Origin of the sequence: Companilactobacillus futsaii JCM 17355 (genome assembly GCF_001435505.1) — a bacterium.
Lineage (GTDB): Bacteria > Bacillota > Bacilli > Lactobacillales > Lactobacillaceae > Companilactobacillus > Companilactobacillus futsaii.
Genome location: NZ_AZDO01000108.1, coordinates 1 through 18,729, shown reverse-complemented (window position 1 = coordinate 18,729; position 18,729 = coordinate 1). Strand labels below are relative to the sequence as shown.

Annotated in this window: 15 protein-coding genes and 3 tRNA genes; 2 read left to right on the top strand and 16 right to left on the bottom strand. The window is 36.8% G+C overall.

Annotation, left to right across the window (positions count from 1 at the left end):
• From FC88_RS08040 to pth, 15 genes are all read right to left on the bottom strand, one after another.
• A tRNA-Thr gene (locus FC88_RS08040) sits at positions 1 to 72 on the bottom strand.
• Positions 73 to 135: 63 nt separating this feature from the next.
• Positions 136 to 218: transfer RNA gene (locus tag FC88_RS08035), tRNA-Leu, on the bottom strand.
• A gap of 36 nt (positions 219 to 254) precedes the next feature.
• Positions 255 to 327: transfer RNA gene (locus tag FC88_RS08030), tRNA-Val, on the bottom strand.
• A 134-nt stretch (positions 328 to 461) separates the two neighbouring features.
• Positions 462 to 1,952: a lysine--tRNA ligase gene (gene lysS, locus FC88_RS08025; protein ID WP_057814661.1), complete on the bottom strand. Its 1,491-nt coding sequence runs from the start codon at positions 1,950 to 1,952 to the stop codon at positions 462 to 464.
• 78 nt (positions 1,953 to 2,030) lie between these two features.
• The gene (gene dusB, locus FC88_RS08020; protein ID WP_057814528.1) at positions 2,031 to 3,032 is read right to left on the bottom strand and encodes a tRNA dihydrouridine synthase DusB; all 1,002 of its coding nucleotides are present in this window, start codon (positions 3,030 to 3,032) and stop codon (positions 2,031 to 2,033) included.
• 70 nt (positions 3,033 to 3,102) lie between these two features.
• A complete protein-coding gene (gene hslO / locus FC88_RS08015) occupies positions 3,103 to 3,984 on the bottom strand; it encodes an Hsp33 family molecular chaperone HslO (protein WP_057814525.1) in 882 nt (293 codons plus the stop codon).
• Positions 3,985 to 4,040: 56 nt separating this feature from the next.
• Positions 4,041 to 6,221 (bottom strand): ATP-dependent zinc metalloprotease FtsH, encoded by a 2,181-nt coding sequence (ftsH, locus tag FC88_RS08010; RefSeq protein WP_057814523.1) that lies wholly within the window; start codon positions 6,219 to 6,221, stop codon positions 4,041 to 4,043.
• Positions 6,222 to 6,303: 82 nt separating this feature from the next.
• Positions 6,304 to 6,849 (bottom strand): hypoxanthine phosphoribosyltransferase, encoded by a 546-nt coding sequence (hpt, locus tag FC88_RS08005; protein WP_057814521.1) that lies wholly within the window; start codon positions 6,847 to 6,849, stop codon positions 6,304 to 6,306.
• Positions 6,846 to 8,171 carry a tRNA lysidine(34) synthetase TilS gene (gene tilS / locus FC88_RS08000; RefSeq protein WP_057814519.1) on the bottom strand — a complete coding sequence of 442 codons (1,326 nt, stop codon included), beginning with the start codon at positions 8,169 to 8,171 and terminating at the stop codon, positions 6,846 to 6,848. Before tilS ends, hpt begins: the two co-directional genes overlap by 4 nt.
• Positions 8,172 to 8,230: 59 nt before the next feature.
• The gene (locus tag FC88_RS07995; RefSeq protein WP_057814517.1) at positions 8,231 to 8,644 is read right to left on the bottom strand and encodes a S1 domain-containing RNA-binding protein; all 414 of its coding nucleotides are present in this window, start codon (positions 8,642 to 8,644) and stop codon (positions 8,231 to 8,233) included.
• Between the two features lie 23 nt (positions 8,645 to 8,667).
• Positions 8,668 to 9,057, bottom strand: coding sequence for an FtsB family cell division protein (locus tag FC88_RS07990; protein WP_057814515.1), 390 nt, complete (start codon positions 9,055 to 9,057; stop codon positions 8,668 to 8,670).
• 98 nt (positions 9,058 to 9,155) lie between these two features.
• Positions 9,156 to 9,395: an RNA-binding S4 domain-containing protein gene (locus tag FC88_RS07985; RefSeq protein WP_057814514.1), complete on the bottom strand. Its 240-nt coding sequence runs from the start codon at positions 9,393 to 9,395 to the stop codon at positions 9,156 to 9,158.
• 2 nt (positions 9,396 to 9,397) lie between these two features.
• Entirely contained in the window at positions 9,398 to 10,957 is a 1,560-nt protein-coding gene (locus tag FC88_RS07980; protein ID WP_057814512.1) for a putative polysaccharide biosynthesis protein, read from the bottom strand.
• Between the two features lies 1 nt (position 10,958).
• Positions 10,959 to 14,483, bottom strand: a complete 3,525-nt coding sequence (gene mfd / locus FC88_RS07975) for a transcription-repair coupling factor (protein ID WP_057814510.1) — start codon at positions 14,481 to 14,483, stop codon at positions 10,959 to 10,961.
• Between the two features lie 23 nt (positions 14,484 to 14,506).
• On the bottom strand, positions 14,507 to 15,064 hold the full coding sequence (gene pth, locus FC88_RS07970) for an aminoacyl-tRNA hydrolase (protein ID WP_057814509.1): 558 nt from the start codon (positions 15,062 to 15,064) through the stop codon (positions 14,507 to 14,509).
• Positions 15,065 to 15,210: 146 nt separating this feature from the next.
• On the opposite strand from pth, the gene FC88_RS07965 reads away from it, so the two are divergent.
• Both FC88_RS07965 and cbpA read left to right on the top strand, forming a co-directional pair.
• Complete coding sequence (locus tag FC88_RS07965; protein ID WP_010018488.1) at positions 15,211 to 16,194, top strand: L-lactate dehydrogenase; 984 nt, start codon at positions 15,211 to 15,213, stop codon at positions 16,192 to 16,194.
• A 120-nt stretch (positions 16,195 to 16,314) separates the two neighbouring features.
• A complete protein-coding gene (cbpA, locus tag FC88_RS07960; RefSeq protein ID WP_057814507.1) occupies positions 16,315 to 16,977 on the top strand; it encodes a cyclic di-AMP binding protein CbpA in 663 nt (220 codons plus the stop codon).
• Between the two features lie 191 nt (positions 16,978 to 17,168).
• Here the strand turns inward: cbpA and ald are convergent, their stop codons facing one another.
• Complete coding sequence (gene ald, locus FC88_RS07955) at positions 17,169 to 18,284, bottom strand: alanine dehydrogenase (protein ID WP_057814505.1); 1,116 nt, start codon at positions 18,282 to 18,284, stop codon at positions 17,169 to 17,171.
• Between the last annotated feature and the right edge of the window lie 445 nt (positions 18,285 to 18,729).

The window sequence follows — 18,729 nt, the reverse complement described above, 5'->3', positions numbered from 1 at the left end:
GCCGACTAGAGGATTCGAACCTCCGACCCCCTGTTTACAAGACAGATGCTCTGCCAACTGAGCTAAGTCGGCATTATGCCAAACAACATTTAACATAATACACATTAATCAATCTTTTTGCAAGACTAATTTTTATACGGGTGAAAGGACTTGAACCTTCATGTCCAAAGGACACTAGAACCTAAATCTAGCGCGTCTGCCAATTCCGCCACACCCGCAAAAAACTTAATAAAACCATTAAGCATTTCGCTTAATGGAGGATACAGGGATCGAACCTGTGACCTCCTGCTTGTAAGGCAGATGCTCTCCCAGCTGAGCTAATCCTCCATAGTGTTTCTCGTTTGAAACAACTATATTAGTATACCTTTTGCTTATAAAAGTTGTCAACGAAAATTTTGTATTTTTTTAGCTAGCTTATACAAATACAAAAAAAGCTAGACCAACGGCCTAGCTTCAATTAATTATTCTTCATTATTAGTATTGTCTTCAGGTCTCATAGTTGGGAACAAGATGACATCACGAATTGATGGTGCATCAGTTAATAGCATAACCAATCTATCAATACCGATACCTAATCCACCAGTTGGTGGCATACCATATTCCATGGCTTCCACGTAATCGTTATCGATGTGTTCAGCTTCATCATTACCATTTTCACGTTCTTTAGCTTGAGCTTCGAAACGTTGTTTTTGATCGATTGGATCATTCAATTCTGTAAAGGCATTTCCATATTCATGACCGAGAATATAAACCTCAAAACGATCAGTAAAATTAGGATTTTCCTTGTTCTTCTTAGCTAAAGGTGAAACTTCAAGTGGATATTCATAAATGAATGTTGGTTCTTTCAAAGTATCTTCAACAAATTCTTCGAAGAATTCAGCGATGATGTGACCAACGCCCCAGAAGTTTTCGTAGTGAACACCTTTTTCATCAGCTATTTTTCTAGCCTCTTCCAAAGTCATATCTTGACTGAAATCTACTCCAGTTTGTTCCTTGATAGCATCAACCATCTTGAGACGTCTGAAAGGCTTACTCAAGTCAATTTCTTCACCTTGGTAACTAACGATTTGTGTACCATTAGCTTTTTGAGCAGCATGTCTAAAGATTCCTTCGACTTCTTTCATAACATCGGTCATATCCCAGTATGCAGCATATGTTTCCAATGATGTAAATTCAGGGTTATGTTGTGTATCCAAACCTTCATTACGGAAAGCTCTGCCGATTTCATAAACACGTTCGAAACCACCAACGATTAATCTCTTCAATGGCAATTCCAAAGCGATACGAAGGTACATTTGCATATCCAAAGCATTGTGGTGTGTGACAAATGGACGCGCACTGGCACCACCGGCTTGAGTATTTAAAACAGGAGTTTCAACTGATAAGAAGCCTTCGTTATCCAAATATTCACGAACGGCTGAGATAATCTTAGTACGTTTCTTGAAACGATCGAAACTATCTTGGTTGGCAATCAAGTCTAAGTATCTTTGACGATAAATTTGTTCAACATTAGTTAACCCATGGAATTTATCAGGCAATGGACGCAATGATTTTGAAAGCATTGTAACATGAGTAGCCTTTACAGTTAACTCACCCATATCTGTCTTCATAATTTCACCATGAATACCTAGATGATCACCGATATCAGCACGTTTGAAGATATGATAATTTTCTTCACCAACTTCATCTTTACGTACATAAATTTGGATTTTACCACTTCTATCACGTAGATCAGCAAAACCAACTTTACCCTTACCACGTTTTGACATCATACGACCAGCAATGACACAAGGTAATTCCTGTTCTTCAAGAACTTCCTTACTTTCATCACCATATTTGTCATGGATCTCTTGTGCCAAAGCAGTTCTTTCAAATCTAGAACCAAATGGATCGACACCTTCATCATAAAGTTCTTGAAGTTTTTCACGTCTGACCCTTAGTTGATCATTCATGACTCTCTTCTTCTTGATCTCTTCTTTTGTTGGTTGCTTCTTGTTATTTTCGTTACTCAAAATTTTTCCCCCTGTCTACTAATTTTTTGTAGATTTCGCTTCTCTTGCTTCATAACTTTCAACAAATTGATCTAGCGTATCGAACACTGCTTGCATGGAGTCTTCCTCCATTACTTTAGCACGAGTTCTGACCGCACGGGGAATCCCCTTTAGATAATATGCTGCTTGTTGACGAAATTCTGGAACACCAACATGCTCACCTTTTAAGTCTACCAGACGTTGAAGTTGAAGTTTAGCAATATTGATTTTTTCTGCCACAGTTGGTTCCTGCAAAAGCTCGCCCGTCTCTAAATATTGGTTCATAGCATTCAATTTCCACAAATTACCCAAAACTGCTCGACCAACCATTACAGCATCTGCTCCGACTTGATCTAGCATATATTTAGCATCCTGTGGTGTTTTGACATCACCATTTCCCATAAATGGAATTGAAACTTGTTGGGCTACTTCGTGCAAAAGTTCCCAGTCAGAATGTCCAGAATACATCTGAGCTTTCGTTCTACCATGCATAGCAATAGCACTGGCTCCGGCTTCTTGAGCTGCCAAAGCATTTTCAACTGCTAAAATATGGTCACTATCCCAGCCAGTACGCATTTTGACCGTTAATGGCTTGTCAATTGCCGAACTAACTGCCTTAACAGCTTCGTATAATTTATCAGGATTTTGCAGCCAGGTAGAACCAGCGCCGGTTTTAGTGACCTTTTTTACTGGACATCCCATATTGATGTCAATAATATCAGCACCAGTATTCTCAGCCACAAATCTAGCAGCGTTGACTAATGTTTCTGTATTGCCTCCGAAAACTTGGATACTTACAGGGTGCTCCTTAGGATCAACAAAAAGCATGCCTAAAGTTTTGGCGTTATGATATTTAATACCTTCGCCGCTGATCATTTCACAAACGACCAAACCGGCTCCAAATTCCTTTGCGGTCACTCGAAAGGCTGAATTAGTAACACCTGCCATCGGGGCAACGACAATTTGATTCGGTATCGTCACATTGCCTATTTTCCATTCCATACTTTTTACCTCGGATCATTTCCTACAACGTCAAATAATAACAAATTATCTATTAACATGGCAAATATGATTAACCCTGTTGTTCAATAATTTCTCGTAGATCAGCTTCACTAAATTGATACTTGTTACCACAGAATTTGCAAACTGCTTCGGCACCATGATTTTCTTTGATCATATTTTCTAGCTCTGATTTTTGCAAAGTAGCTAATGACTTAGAGAATCTTTCCTTGGAACAATCGCACTTAAATCCAACGGGCATTTCTTCCAAGTATTTCATTTCAATTCCGTTCATAACTTTTTCCATGATGTCCTTGTTGCTTAAGCCTTCATTCAAAAGTGTTGATAAATTAGGAATTGTTTTCAAATTGGCTTCAATTTTAGCAATGTCTTTGTCACTCGCACCAGGTAGAGTTTGAATCAAAAAACCACCCGCAGCACCAACAGTCTCATTAGGTTCGACAAAAACTGACACGCCAATCGCTGAAGGGATTTGTTCAGATTTAGCCATGTAATAAGCAAAATCCATTCCTATTTCTCCTGAAACTAAAGGAACCGAACCAGTAAAAGGAGCTTTTAGGTGTAAGTCTTTAGTAATACTCAAAGTACCATCTGTACCGACAGCTGCCTTGACATTAATATGACCGTCTTCTCTTGCCTTCAAACTGATATGTGGATTCGTGATGTAACCTTTAACATAACCCTTAGCATTAGCGTCGACCACAATTGCACCGACTGGACCATTGCCTTGAATTCGAGTTGTTAATACCTCATCTTCTTTCAAAGTTGAAGTTGCAACAAGCATTGAGCCAATCAAGGTTCTTCCTAAAGCGGCACTGGAATTTCTCCAAGTGTCATGTCTTTTTTGAGCTTCTTGAACGGTTTGTGTTGCATTAACAACATATGCTCTAAATTTACCGTTAGTTGAAACGGCCTTTGTTAATGTATCTGTCATAATTATTTCCTCCGTTCAAAAAAGCGACTCCATAAGAGTCGCTTTTTCTTATATTATTAATTATCACTATTATTATCTTTGTTACTATCTGAATCATTATCAGAGTTTTGTGTTGAATCATTTGTTTCAGATGCATCAGACTTTGATTGATCATCTTTTTCAGAAGGGACTGTTGTATCATCATCATTTGTTTCAGATTTAGCACTTTCTTCTTTCTTTGATTCTTCGACTCTTTGCTTAGCAGCATCCTTAGCTTCAGCAGCTTTTTTAGCTTCTTCAAAAGTAGCAGCACTTTCACTTGGGAACTCTTGGTTAGCATCATTAGCAGGCATCTTACCTGTGTTATACAAACTCAAAATTTCCTTTTCATCAAGTGTCTCATACTTCAACAAGGCCTCGGCGATAATCTTATGTTGTTCACGATGTGTTTCAAGAATTTCTCGAGCACGTTCGTGATCTTCATCGATAATACGTTTAACTTCTTGGTCGATAGCTTTGGCAGTGTCTTCAGAGTATGAAGGCAATTGACGATAGTTACCACCACTGAATGGTTGTCCATTCTTTTCTAGTTGAACAGTACCAAGCTTGTCTGTCATACCATATTCAGTAACCATAGTACGAGCAATTTGAGTAGCTTGCTCAAAGTCATTTGAAGCACCAGATGATGGTTGACCAACAATCAATTCTTCGGCTGTACGTCCACCAAGCAAACCAGTGATTTGTTCGTTCAATTCCTTCTTAGTAGCAAGGTTTTGATCATCTTTAGGAAGCATGATAGCGTAACCACCGGCACGTCCACGAGGAACAATCGTAACCTTTCTAACTACTCGAGAATCACTCAAAACTAAACCGATCAAGGCATGTCCGGCTTCGTGATAAGCAACTGTGTGACGTTCCTTTTCTGGAACAACACGATTTCTCTTAGCAGGACCAGCAATAACGCGGTCTTCAGCTTCATCAAGGTCCGTTGGATCAATCTTTTGCTTACCACGTCTTGCTGCAACTAAAGCAGCTTCATTAAGTAAGTTTTCAAGATCAGCACCAGCAAAACCTGGAGTTTGTTGAGCAATAGCTTTCAAATCAACATCATCTGTAAATGGCTTATTCTTAGCATGAACTTTAAGAATAGCTTCACGACCCTTGACGTCTGGACGACCAACAAGAATCTTTCTATCGAAACGACCTGGACGTAATAGCGCTGGATCAAGCACATCGGAACGGTTAGTAGCAGCCATAACGATAACACCTTCGTTACCAGTAAATCCATCCATTTCAATCAATAATTGGTTAAGCGTTTGTTCACGTTCATCATTACCACCACCGGTACCGGAACCACGTTGACGACCGACGGCATCAATTTCATCAATAAAGATAATTGATGGAGCATCTTTTTTGGCGTTTTCAAACAAATCACGAACACGTGATGCACCAACACCAACGAACATTTCAACGAAGTCTGAACCAGAGATTGAATAGAACGGAACTTTGGCTTCACCAGCAACAGCCTTAGCTAGTAAAGTTTTACCAGTCCCGGGAGGACCCTCAAGAAGAACACCTGATGGGATTCTGGCACCCAAGGAAACAAATTTTCTTGGGTCTTTTAGAAATTCAACAACTTCAACAAGTTCTTGTTTTTCTTCTTCAGCACCGGCAACATCAGAAAATCTAACTTTATTTTTCTTAGGATCTTGGGGTTTAACCTTAGACTTACCAAAGTTCATAACACGGTTAGCACCGCCACCTTGGCCCCCTCGACCCATCATTGCAAAGATTATAAAGAAGAATAATGCAAACGGAACAATCACCGTCAAAATCAAAGAAATCCATTGACCGGACTGTGATTTAGGAGCCGCAGTCGTCTTAACTCCCTTTGCAGTCGCAGCGTTATTGATTCTCTTTAACGTATCATTGTTAGGCAAAACAGTTGAACTAAATGAAGTTACTTCACTAGAACCAGTATTTTGAGAACGGCTAAACAATGACACAGAACGTGTTGTATCAGCCTTTTGAGCTTTCTTGTATTCACCAGTAACTTGATAAGCTCCTCCGATAGGTTCTAATTTGAAACTCTTCACTTTGCCTTGCTTCAATTGTGAGATGAATTGGTCTTGGCTTAATGTCTTTGATTGGTCTGAGGATTGACCACCAGCAAACCAACTTGCTGCAAGAACCAAAACAACAAAGAGCAAGATATAAAACAGGCTATTGTTAATTAACCTATTTCGATTATTTTTCATACATTTCCTCCTAATTACTTAGACGTTACATATTGTAACATTGGTGAACATTAACACAATAATAATTGTAACTCTATCTAAATTATTTTGTACTATATACCTCTGATTTTAAAACTCCAACATAAGGTAAATTACGATATTGTTCATTATAATCCATTCCATAACCAACAACGAATTCATCTGGAATTTGTACACCGACGTAATCAACATCAACGTGTTTGATTCTTCGAGCAGGTTTATCTAAGAAGGAAACGATTTTAATTGAGTTAGCATGTCTGGCATTAAATAGTTCTGTCAATCGATCCAAAGTATAACCTGTATCAATAATATCTTCGACAATAACTACATCACGTCCACGCAAAGGTGTATCCAAATCTTTAATGATTCTAACGTCACCAGTTGACATTGTATTTTCGCCACCATAACTGGAAACATCCATAAAATCGTATTCCATCTTAATATCGATATTCTTAACTAAATCCATCATAAACATTGCTGCACCACGCAAAATACATACGAACAATGGATTCTTGCCACGGTACTCCTCAGTCAGCTCTTTTCCCAAACGAGCATTAGCTTTTTTGATTTCTTCTTTCGAAACCAAAATCTTTTCGATATCTGAATTCATTCTTTTACCTCAACAAAGTTAATTTTGTAATGTTTATTACCTTTTTTTAAATAATCACTCATATTATAAATTTTTTCAACCCAAACTATCTGATTATCAAATAATAAAACTAAATAATTTTTTCGTTCATATTCAGGTATTTTTTCATTAATAAACCGTTTACTCAATTTTTGATGTTTCCCATTGGATAACAGCAATTTATCCCCATCACGTCGAGTTCTTAACGTAATATTTTGTGGAATTTTATCAACAATTAAATTACCTGAATCATCATTCGTAATCTTTAGTTTTTTACCATTAAAGGTAACGACTTGATTAATTTTAACATCAATTGCTTCAAGATTAGCTAGTGTAGCTCTTTTTACAACGAATTGATCATAAGTTCGAATAAAGCACCAAGAATCTTCTAAATCAACTGAAGCATTGCTTTGGTCCCCAATTAAAACCTCGATTATCTGATCAATTTGACGATTACTGATAGAAATATCTAAATGTCTTTTTGTAAAGAAATGGCCCCAAAACAACGTCTGCTGGTCTTTATTCAACTGTAAAATTGGTTTTATTTGACCACTAATTTGTTGCAAAGTTTCTTCCAGATTCATTGCTCGTTCGATAGCTTTGAATTGTTCTTTAGCTAAGTCGATCAATGCGTTCAATTGTTGATTAAAAAAGAAAAAGTGACTCAGCAACTGTCCGTTTTCTTTTTGAAGTTCTGGAAAAATATTATTTCTCAAACGGTTTCGCATCGTTATGTTATCAAAATTAGTTTCATCTTGAACATGTTTTATATCATGGATATCTGCATATTCGGCTAGTTGACGTTTCGAAAAATTCAATAATGGGCGTACTATTTGATTTTTACCAAAAGGACGTTGCTCTTTTAGGCTGACCACTTCATAGGCGTTACCCGATCGGATCATCTTCATTAAAATATTCTCTGCCAAATCATTATTATGATGAGCTGTTAACAAAGTATCAAAATTATTTTTTATCATGATCTTTTTAAAAAAAGCATAACGAAAACTTCTAGCAGCAGCTTCCATTCCAACATTTTTAGGCTTTTTACGCCATTTGGTAGTAAAGAATTGATAACCATTTTCAGCACAATAATTTTTGACAAACTTTACTTCACTAGCACTTTCTGGTCTCAAATTATGATCAACGTCAACTACCGCAAAATTACTTGGATCTAGGACTCTACCGATAAGATGTAATAGAACCATTGAATCTACGCCACCAGACACTGCTACTAAAACTTTTTTAGCTTGATAATTATCAAGTTTTTGGCGTAAAGTTCCTAATAATTTATTGTCTAATTCCATACTCTAGCCTCCACTGAAATAAAAAAAGTTGAGACCAAGTCCCAACCATATAAAAATTATTAGCTACGGCGTCCGCCACGACCACCACGTTTGCCTTCAGTGTTTTTCTTCAAGATACTTAGTCGTTCTTCACTTTCTTTCATGAAGCCTGACATCATATCGTCAAAACTTTCTTGTTTACGTTGTGGTTTTCTTTCATTACGTTCATGTGAACGATGTGAATGATATTTTGGCTTAGGTTTATCTGACGCTTGCTTAATTGAAAGTGCAATTTTATGATTTCTTTCACCAAGAACTAAAACTTTCACTGTATCGCCAACGCTTAGCACATCATGGATGTCTTTAACGTATCCATCGGCAATTTCACTGATGTGCACCATTCCGCTTTGTCCTTCTCCTAGGTCAACGAATGCCCCAAAATTTGTAATTCCAGTAACTTTGCCTTCTGTTTTAGCTCCTACTTCAACTGTCATCTAATTAAAAAAAATTCCTTTCCCTATTTTTGAATCGTAGTGGTTTTTACATCATCTGGCAAATTATAAATTTGTTCGCCCGGTTTGCTATACATGTACTTTTCACGAATATATTTTTCCAAATAATTTGTGTTATGAAGCTGGTTAACTTCAAGTTTTAAATCCCGTTGAATGGATTTTTGTTTATCTAACTTTTGTTTGCTAACTTCAATCTGTTCCATCGTATTAGTGTAAGTTCGGTGCGCATTAAAAATTTGAACGCCAAAAACAGTCAAAACAATCACAAAAATTATTCCTATCATCAAGATACGTCGACGATGAACCTTGTTGGCGTAACCTTTACGATGATTAGGAGTCTGAGATTTCTTTGGCTGTAAGACTGAAACGTTAGAATTTAATTTACGTACTTCCATACCACTACTCCCCTAGAAATGATTACCTTGAGTATAACAAGTTTGAGCAATTATTTGAATAATAAAATTGTTAATTTTAATCTATTTCTAATTTTTGATTAGACTTCTTCATACATATCTGCAGATTCGTTTTTCTTAGTTGTATCTTTAGTGTTAAGAACTCTAATTTTCATAGTTCTTTCACCAAAATGTAATTCTAATACATCCCCAACGCCAACTTCAGTAGACGATTTGGCAACACGATTATTGATCGTAGCACGACCGTTGTCAGCAAACTCCTTAGCTATTGTTCTTCTCTTAATAATACGGCTTACTTTTAAAAATTTATCTAGTCTCATAATTAATCCTCAATTTTCATAAATTTGGTGAGATATTTACCCATTGGTAAAATTTCCCATTCTTCTTTTGTTAACATTTGCCAATGCTTAGAAAGCTTGAGATAAACTAATGCTCCAATAGGGATAGCAATGATATTTAAAATTACGCTGTGAATTCTTGTCATCGTTGTACCGACAGCAAATAAGCTAACGATAATTTTGACTACAATTGCCATCACTAATCCTGCTTTGATCAAATTAAAAATAAATTGTTCGTCTAACGATAAGAATTCACGATTGAAACCATAAATAATCAGTATTCCAAACAAAATTACGCATTCACTCAAGACAGTTGCCATAGCTCCGCCAGCAATCCCATACTTAGGAATCAAGATGACATTCAAAGCAGCTTTAGCCACTAACGACATTCCAAACAAAACTAACTTGTGAATGTTTTTTTCATCATCACTACTAGTTATCGCAATCAACAAATTGATCAATGACACAATCAAAATCGACAGCATGTAAATACCCAAAGTCTTCGAACCATTCACATCAGTAAACAACATCGTATTTATTTGTGGCATCAAAGCAATCAAGCCCGCTGTTTCTGCCACTGAAAGCCATAAACAAACACGAACCATTTTTTGAATCGTCGATTGATTTTGCTTTATTCGGTTAGTTTCTTTTAATTGGGGCATGATTGTGGAAACAAATGACAGCGAGATAACGATTCCTAATTGTAACAATGGCTGTCCACGATCAAAAATCCCTTTTTGAATTTCTGCTTGTGTTAAAGAAATTCCTGAGTGCATCAATAACCGTAACATTGAAAAAGAATCAATAAATTGATAGAAAATCGTAATCCCTGTAAAAACAACGATCAATAATATTTCTAAGACCAATCCATGTTCCAGTTTGATTTTTCCATCGCCATTAACTTCTTCAACTTCGTGATGTTTTTGAAATGTTCTTAATAAAATAATTACTGCTAAAATTCCACCGATAAAAGCCCCAGCATTAGCAATTGATCCCATCTGATACACGTTTAAAATTCCATGTCCAAACAAAATCGCACTGGAAATAATGACCACGATTCGCAAAAATTGTTCACTAACTTGCGAAATTGCACTCGGTGTCATCAACAGATCACTTTGAAAATAACCACGTAAACTAGCCTCAAATGGTACTAATAAAAATGTCAAAGCAACCATTCGCACTTCCAAATAAAGTTGTGAGTCCCCCATCAAAAAGGCTAAATATCGTGACGACATCCACAATAATCCTGTCACAACTACACAGCTGATTGATAAAATCACAAATGTCTTCTTCAACAAATTGTGTTTAGCACTCAGTGAATCTTGTTGAGCAAAAGCTTTAGAAATAACTACCGGTAAACCCGATAAAGCTAAAACTGAGAATATCCCATAAATTGGATAAACTTGTTGATAAATAAAATAACCACGATCCCCAACAATATTTTGCAATGGAATCCGATAAATGGCACTCAATAATTCAGAGAACAATGAGGCAATAGTCAGAATCCAGGTCCCCTTAATAGCCCTAGACACTTCTTTTTGCATATTAATTTTTAATTTTTTCTTTCTTTAATTTATCAAAACCTTCAGCCATCTTCTGGGCAAAAGTTTCAAGTTGTTGGAACCATTCAGACTTATCAACACTTGTTGAATCCAAGGTCATCTTAAATTCATCATTCTTGTTGCTAACTTTAGCCTTCATCGTTGTGTTGCTCAAAAACTTGAAGACTAAATCGCCTGTTAAGTAATCGTTAGCTTTTTTATCAAATTTAACCGTAATCGAACCATTTCTCATGACGACACTCTTAACTAATGATTCATCGAATGAATTCTTTAATAGACTGATGTCTAACAAATTGGCAACTTCTTGTGGATATTTACCAAAACGATCCAATAATTCCGATTTGACTTCTTGATAATTTTCCAAAGAATCAATCTGTCGGATACGCTTGTACAATTCAACCTTTTGACGTTGATCACTAATATAATCATTTGGCAAATAAGCTTCCAAGGCCAAATTAACTTCAGAATTCGTCTTTTCAGCTTTTGTATGACCACGTTTTTTGGCAACTGCATCATTTAACATTTGCGTATACAGATCAAATCCAACTGAATCGATAAAACCGTGCTGTTGCTTACCTAATAAGTTACCAGCACCACGAATCGACAAGTCCCGCATGGCGATTTTGAATCCTGAACCTAATTCAGTAAAGTTCTTGATTGCTTCCAAACGTTGTTCACCGACTTCAGTCAAAACCTTGTTGGGACGATACATCAAGTAAGCATAAGCTACTCGACTTGAACGGCCAACTCGCCCTCTAATTTGATAAAGTTGTGACAACCCATAACGATCCGCATTTTCAACGATCAAAGTATTGGTATTTGGCATATCGACACCAGTTTCAATGATGGTAGTTGTGACTAAAACATCATACTCACCGTTCAAATAGTCAGCAATCACACCTTCCATTTGGGTTTCATTCATTCGCCCATGAGCAGTCGCAATTCTAGCATCAGGTACCAAAGCTTGTAATTGTTCGGCCACTTGGTCCATATCTTCAACTCGATTGTGTAAATAAAAGACCTGTCCACCACGTGCCATCTCACGTTTGATAGCACCAGCGATAACTTCATAATTTTGTTCCATCACATAAGTCTGAACCGGATACCGATTGCTTGGGGCCGTTTCAATCAAAGATAAGTCACGAACGCCCAACATTGACATATTCAAAGTTCTAGGAATCGGTGTAGCTGTTAAAGTCAAAACGTCAACATTAGCTTTTAGTTGTTTAATTTTTTCTTTGTGCTTAACACCAAATCGTTGTTCCTCGTCAATAATTAAGAGTCCAATATCGCTAAATTTAACATCTTTTGACAATAGACGATGAGTTCCAACGATAATATCTAACTGACCATCAGCCAATTGTTCAATCGTTTCTTTGCTTTGTTTTCTCGTTTGAAAACGTGACAAAATTCCGATATTGACAGGAAAACCTTCAAAACGCTCCTTCATAGTTTCGTAATGTTGTTGAACTAATAGCGTCGTTGGTGCTAAAAAGACAACTTGCTTACCAGCCTCAACAGCTTTAAAGGCAGCCCTTAGAGCCACTTCAGTTTTACCAAAGCCAACATCCCCGACTAACAAACGATCCATTGGATGAGGTTTTTCCATGTCGCGTTTGATTTCGTCGATTGAGCGCAATTGATCTGGTGTTTCTGGATAAGGAAAGGCATTGTCAAAGTCATGTTGCATCGAGTCATCTTTAGGAAAGGCAAAACCTTTTTCAGCTTCACGTTTAGCATACAAGTCAATCAAATCATCAGCGATATCTTCAATGTTAGATTGAACTTTACGCTTAGTTTTTTGCCATTCATTGCCACCTAGTTTGTTGATCCTAGGTGATTTCCCTTCAGCAGAAACGTACTTTTGAACCATGTCCAACTGTGTAACTGGGATGAATAAACGACCATCGTCACGATACTCAATCGTAATATAATCTTGATGTTTACCATCGACTTCCATTGTCTGCATACCGACAAACTTACCAATACCGTGGTTAACATGCACAACGTAGTCGCCTGGTTTTAATTCGTTATAACTCTTCAATCTTTCCGCATTAGCTAAAGTTTGATGACGACGCTTTTTAGGTTGACGATTAAATAATTCTTTTTCTGTAATTACGGCTAATTTTTCTTCCGGCATTTCAAAACCAGAACTCAAGCTAGCATTCATGATTTGTGTTTGGTTGTCGATCACTTTATCTTCAGTCGTCAATGTAGCCTTGATGCCAAAATCAGTTAAAGTATTGTTGATAGCCTCAATTCTTTTCTTATTACTGATAGCTAAAACCACAGTATATTCTTGCTTTTGCCAACGCTCTACTTCAGATTTCAATAGTGGCATTTGACTAAAAAATTGTTGCATCGAACGAACGGAAACGTCTTGCAATTGATTCAAACGCATCCGACCCATTCCTTGTTGAAAGGCTGAAAGATAAATTTGTCCGTGAAGATCCTTTTTTATATTTTCTACAAAATCTTGACGGATCTTTTGTTCAGGCAAAGCTTTACCATATTCTAATTGACTGGCTAACCAAGACTCGTTTTCAGCCCGATTATCATTTGATTGTTCAACCAAGCGATTGTACTCATCAAAAATTACTAAATCATCAGTTTGCAAATAATCCAATAAACTATCTGGCTTTTCAAAAATGTAATCAACGATTCGACCGATATTTTCTGGACGCATCCCTTCTGATAATTCAGCAATCGTTTGTCCAAAAGAAATCTCCAAATTATCTTTGGTATCTTTGTCATCAGTCGAAGTTACTTGTTTTTGATAACTCTTTTGTAATTTATCCAAAGCTTTGATGACTTGCTCATCAGTTACAATTCGGTCCTTTGCAGGCAATACTTCAATTGTTTCCAAAGTATCCATACTTCGTTGTGTCTCGGTATCGAAGAATTTGATTTTTTCTACTTGATTACCGAAGAAGTCGATTCGAACTGGATTATCGACTGTTAAAGGATAAATGTCGACAATATCCCCACGGATGGCAAAATCCCCAGGTTTAGCAACTAATTTTTCTTTAACATAACCCATTTGGACGAACTCTTGATTCAAATCTTCTAGGTCATATTCCTCATCAATTTTAATTTTTAATTGGGCAGATTTAAATAGCTTGGGAGTTGATAATTCATATTCCAAGCCAGATACTGACGTTACTAAGACTCCTGGCTCATCGCTGATCAAAAAACTCAAAGAATCAATTCTTTGACTCAACTCATCCGGTGAACTAGTAGCTAATTCAGTTGAAATTGATTCTTCAACCGGAAAAATATGGACAATATCGCTGTCTAACAAATTCAAATCATCATAAATTTTATTGGCATGAAAATTAGTGTTTTCCACGATCAATAATTTTTTACCCGTTTTCCTTAATGCTTCCAATGCAAAAAGGGAAATTGTTGATCCCGTTAAGCCGGTTAAGACATTTTTGGTCTCTGGCTTAACTTGATTAATAAATTCCCCAAGGTCGAGCTTATCTGTTATGAAATTTATTAAATTCAATTTTTGCCCCCTTTTTAGTAGTTCTAATTGTATTTATTCATTAATTGATCAGCAGTACTACCGCTGACCCAATCTTTAACCATATCGACAGCTTTATCAATTCCCGACAAAGCTACTGGTTCTTGATCTTTAGAAAATGGTGTCAAAACCCAGTTGACAACAGTTTGTTTATCAGGATGTTGTATACCAATCTTAATACGATCGAAGTCTTTGGTACCTACAGCTGAAATTATACTCTTAATACCATTGTGACCACCAGCAGAACCCTTTGTTCTTAAACGAACTTTACCGATTGGCATATCAAGGTCGTCTTGAATGACCATCAATTCATCGGTTCTAATTTGGTAGTAGCCCATCAAAAACTTCACTGCTCGTCCTGATTCATTCATGAAAGTTAAAGGTTTAACAAGAAAAACTGTTTCACCATCAACTTTAAATTTACAGTATTGTGCTTCAAAATCTTTTTTCATTTGTGTTTGGCCATATTCATTCATCAATCTATCGATAGTCATAAAGCCCATATTATGCTTTGTACGATCATATTTCTTACCTGGATTACCTAAGCCAACAATTAGTTTCATATTATTAATACCTCATTTCGAACTTACATTATATCATTTTAAAAATACTAAATTTTCACTTTTTTCACAATCGGCTTGTTTATTTACCTAAATTATTTGTATAATGGGTCAGGAACATATTATTTTCGAAGGGATGATATTTTATAATGACAACTCCAACAAACGAAAAGAACCATCAAAAAGTACTTCTAGTTGGTGACGGTGCCGTAGGTTCAACATTTGCTTACGCTATGACACTTCAAGGTATTGCACAAGAACTAGTTATCTGCGATATCGCTAAAGATAAGATCAAGGGTGATGCAATGGACCTTGCTGATGCAATTCCATTCTCATATCCAAAGAACATTCACGCTGGTGAATATTCAGATGCTAAGGATGCTGATATCGTAGTTATCACAGCCGGCGCTCCACAAAAACCAGGTGAAACAAGACTTGACCTAGTTAACAAGAACTTGAACATCTTGAAGACTATCGTTGATCCTATCGTTGAATCAGGATTCAATGGTATCTTCGTAGTTGCTGCTAACCCAGTTGATATCTTGACATACGCTACTTGGAAACTTTCAGGCTTCCCTAAGGAACGTGTTATCGGTTCAGGTACATCACTAGATACTGCTAGACTACAAAAATTCGTTGGTGAAGAATTAAACGTTGACCCTCGTTCAGTTAATGGTTACATCATGGGTGAACACGGTGATTCAGAATTTGCTGCATGGTCACACTTAACTGTTGGTGGCGTTACAATGGCAGAATGGATGGAAAAACACCCAGAAATCACAAAAGATACTCTAGACAAGATCTACAAGAAGACTGTTAACGCAGCTTATGACATTATCAATACTAAGGGTGCTACATTCTACGGTATCGGTACTGCTCTTGCTAGAATCTGTAAAGCATTGCTTGCTGACGAAAGCACAGTATTGCCATTATCAAATATGATGACTGGTCAATATGGCGTTTCAGACATTTACATTGGTTCACCTGCAATCATCAACCGTAAAGGTCTACAACAAATCATCGAAGTTCCATTGAACGATGAAGAATCAGCACAAATGAAGAAATCAGCTGCAGAACTTGAAAAGATCCTTAAGGATGGATTCGAAGCAACTGGTATCGAAGGTCGTCAATAATTCATTGATTACCGCTTAAAAAAAGCTTGAGACAAATGAATAATTTGTTTCAAGCTTTTTTTTTATCCCGAAGTACTGTATTATTAATTCAATTATAGATTGATTGGATGTGAATATATTATGTTAGTTAAATCACTTGTACTAAAAAAGGATAAGCTTACTACTGTTAAAGAAACAGTTACGCTTGAGGAAGCTTTGAAGATCCTAGAAGACTCTGGTTTCCGTTGTGTACCGATTTTGGATGAAAGTGGACAAATATTTAGGGGTAACATCTACAAGATGCACATCTATCGTCACAAGTCACGTGGTGGCGACATGAATTTGCCTGTAACTACTTTGATGAAAAACGCTACTAAGACTATCAGCGTCGACTCACCATTCTTCAAGGTTTTCTTCAACATCAAGGATCTTCCTTACATTGCCGTTCTAGACGAAAATAATCTCTTCTACGGTATCTTAACTCACTCAAGACTTTTGAGTATGTTATCTGATGCCTGGAACCTTGACCTTAGTAGCTACGTTTTGACCGTCAGTTCCTCTGGTGATCGTGGCGATCTTGAAAAAATGTCAAAGATTTTTGCTAAATACGTTTCCGTGGCTGCTTGTGTGACTTTGGATGTTAAATCAAACGAAGTAGTCCGTAGAACGCTTTTCACATTACCATCTGGAACTGATATTGAAACATTAAAAGAAATTATCAAACGCCTTGAAAAGAAGGGTTTTGTTGTTTCTGAAATCGATGATTTAAAATCAGGTAAAATTCTCGACAAAAATACATTATAATAATAGTGTTGCTTACCAAAGTTGATTTAATTTTTTAATTGTTTACGCAGCAAACGATTCATCAATTTGATCCACCACGGTAAGCCGTTTTGGGAAAAAAATAAAATGTTTCTAAAACAAAACCGTTTCCAAAACAAAACCAAAAAACCTTACTAACTGCAACCACACAGCTAGTAAGGTTTTTTTATCTTTTAAATTTCAACTTTTACTAAATCATCTAATGAAACATATTTCATGTCTAAACTGTCAGCGACAGCTTTTTCGGTTAAATTACCTTGGTAAGTATTCACACCTGTTTTAATGGTCTTATTCTCAATTGCTGCAATACCTTGATTAGCAATCTCAACTGCATATGGCATTGTAACGCCAGATAAGGCTTGTGTAGCCGTCTTTGGCACAGCCCCTGGGATATTTGCAACTGTGTAATGAACTACGCCGTGGGACATGTAAACTGGGTCCTCGTGAGTTGTAGCTCTCACACTAGTTTCAAATAATCCACCTTGATCAATTGGAATATCAACAACAACAGAACCAGGCTCCATTGAAGCAATCATTTTTTCCGTAACTAATTTTGGTGTTGCAGCACCTGGAATCAAGACCGCTCCAACTACTAAATCAGATTCTTTAACACATTTAGCGATATTTTGAGCATTTGACATCAAGGTTTGAATCTTGCCGTCAAAGATATCCTCAATTTCAACTAAGCGTTGTGGATTGATATCCAATAGTGTTACTTCAGCACCCATACCGATAGCAATTTTGGCTGCATTGACACCAACCGTTCCACCACCGATAATCGTAACTTTACCTTTTTTAACTCCTGGTACACCGCTCAATAGTAAACCTTTACCTTGATGTGGTTCTTCCAAGAAATGGGCTCCAACTTGAACCGCCATGCGTCCAGCAATTTCACTCATTGGGAAAAGCAATGGCAAACCACCATTTGAACCAACCATTGTTTCATAGGCAATCCCAGTTGTTTTACTTGCTAGCAAAGCATCTGTCAATTTCTTATTAGCAGCTAAATGCAAATAAGTATAAATTATTTGACCATCCTTGAAATACTTGTACTCTGTTTCAATTGGTTCTTTAACCTTAATAATCATGTCAGAGTCCCAAACCTCTGCTACATCAGCAATAGTAGCTCCGGCATCAATATATTGTTGGTCAGTATATCCAGAACCGATACCCGCATTTTTCTCCACTAAAACAGTATGTCCAGCTTTGACCAGTCCTACTACTCCATCAGGAGTAGAACCAACACGTTCCTCTTGGTTTTTGAGTTCCTTTGGTATACCAACTTTCATAAAATATGAATCCTCCTCATTGTGAATTTATTAGCAATATAATATATCATATCATAGTCTGAAAACGTTCTCAAATTTGACAATGAAAAGTAAGTAACTTCCGTCGTCCGCAAAAGCCCTGTGATTGGCTGGAACGCTGCCGACTAGATTTCAATTTCTATTTGGATAGAATTAGACACATACCTCTTTAATAACAGTTCTATTTTTTAGTACCAATTCAAAAAAGAAGATATTACTAAACTTGCAGCAATATACTGCAATTCCAATAATATCTTCTATTTATTTTCTGAAGTAACTTATATAAAAATAGAAACCACTATCCAGTCGGGAGTGAGGTCCTGGAAAATGCTCAGTTGTGAAATTACACTTAGCGATTTATCGCTTAGTGTAAGGTCGAGCTTGAAGACTTTGCCCGGTTTTGGGCTTAGCAAAGGCTCCAAGTCGT

Coding starts and splice junctions, on each gene's coding strand:
- lysS (WP_057814661.1), bottom strand. CDS start 1,952: ATGAATGATCAACTAAGGGTCAGACGTGAAAAACTTCAAGAACTTTAT.
- dusB (WP_057814528.1), bottom strand. CDS start 3,032: ATGGAATGGAAAATAGGCAATGTGACGATACCGAATCAAATTGTCGTT.
- hslO (WP_057814525.1), bottom strand. CDS start 3,984: ATGACAGATACATTAACAAAGGCCGTTTCAACTAACGGTAAATTTAGA.
- ftsH (WP_057814523.1), bottom strand. CDS start 6,221: ATGAAAAATAATCGAAATAGGTTAATTAACAATAGCCTGTTTTATATC.
- hpt (WP_057814521.1), bottom strand. CDS start 6,849: ATGAATTCAGATATCGAAAAGATTTTGGTTTCGAAAGAAGAAATCAAA.
- tilS (WP_057814519.1), bottom strand. CDS start 8,171: ATGGAATTAGACAATAAATTATTAGGAACTTTACGCCAAAAACTTGAT.
- FC88_RS07995 (WP_057814517.1), bottom strand. CDS start 8,644: ATGACAGTTGAAGTAGGAGCTAAAACAGAAGGCAAAGTTACTGGAATT.
- FC88_RS07990 (WP_057814515.1), bottom strand. CDS start 9,057: ATGGAAGTACGTAAATTAAATTCTAACGTTTCAGTCTTACAGCCAAAG.
- FC88_RS07985 (WP_057814514.1), bottom strand. CDS start 9,395: ATGAGACTAGATAAATTTTTAAAAGTAAGCCGTATTATTAAGAGAAGA.
- FC88_RS07980 (WP_057814512.1), bottom strand. CDS start 10,957: ATGCAAAAAGAAGTGTCTAGGGCTATTAAGGGGACCTGGATTCTGACT.
- pth (WP_057814509.1), bottom strand. CDS start 15,064: ATGAAACTAATTGTTGGCTTAGGTAATCCAGGTAAGAAATATGATCGT.
- FC88_RS07965 (WP_010018488.1), top strand. CDS start 15,211: ATGACAACTCCAACAAACGAAAAGAACCATCAAAAAGTACTTCTAGTT.
- cbpA (WP_057814507.1), top strand. CDS start 16,315: ATGTTAGTTAAATCACTTGTACTAAAAAAGGATAAGCTTACTACTGTT.
- ald (WP_057814505.1), bottom strand. CDS start 18,284: ATGAAAGTTGGTATACCAAAGGAACTCAAAAACCAAGAGGAACGTGTT.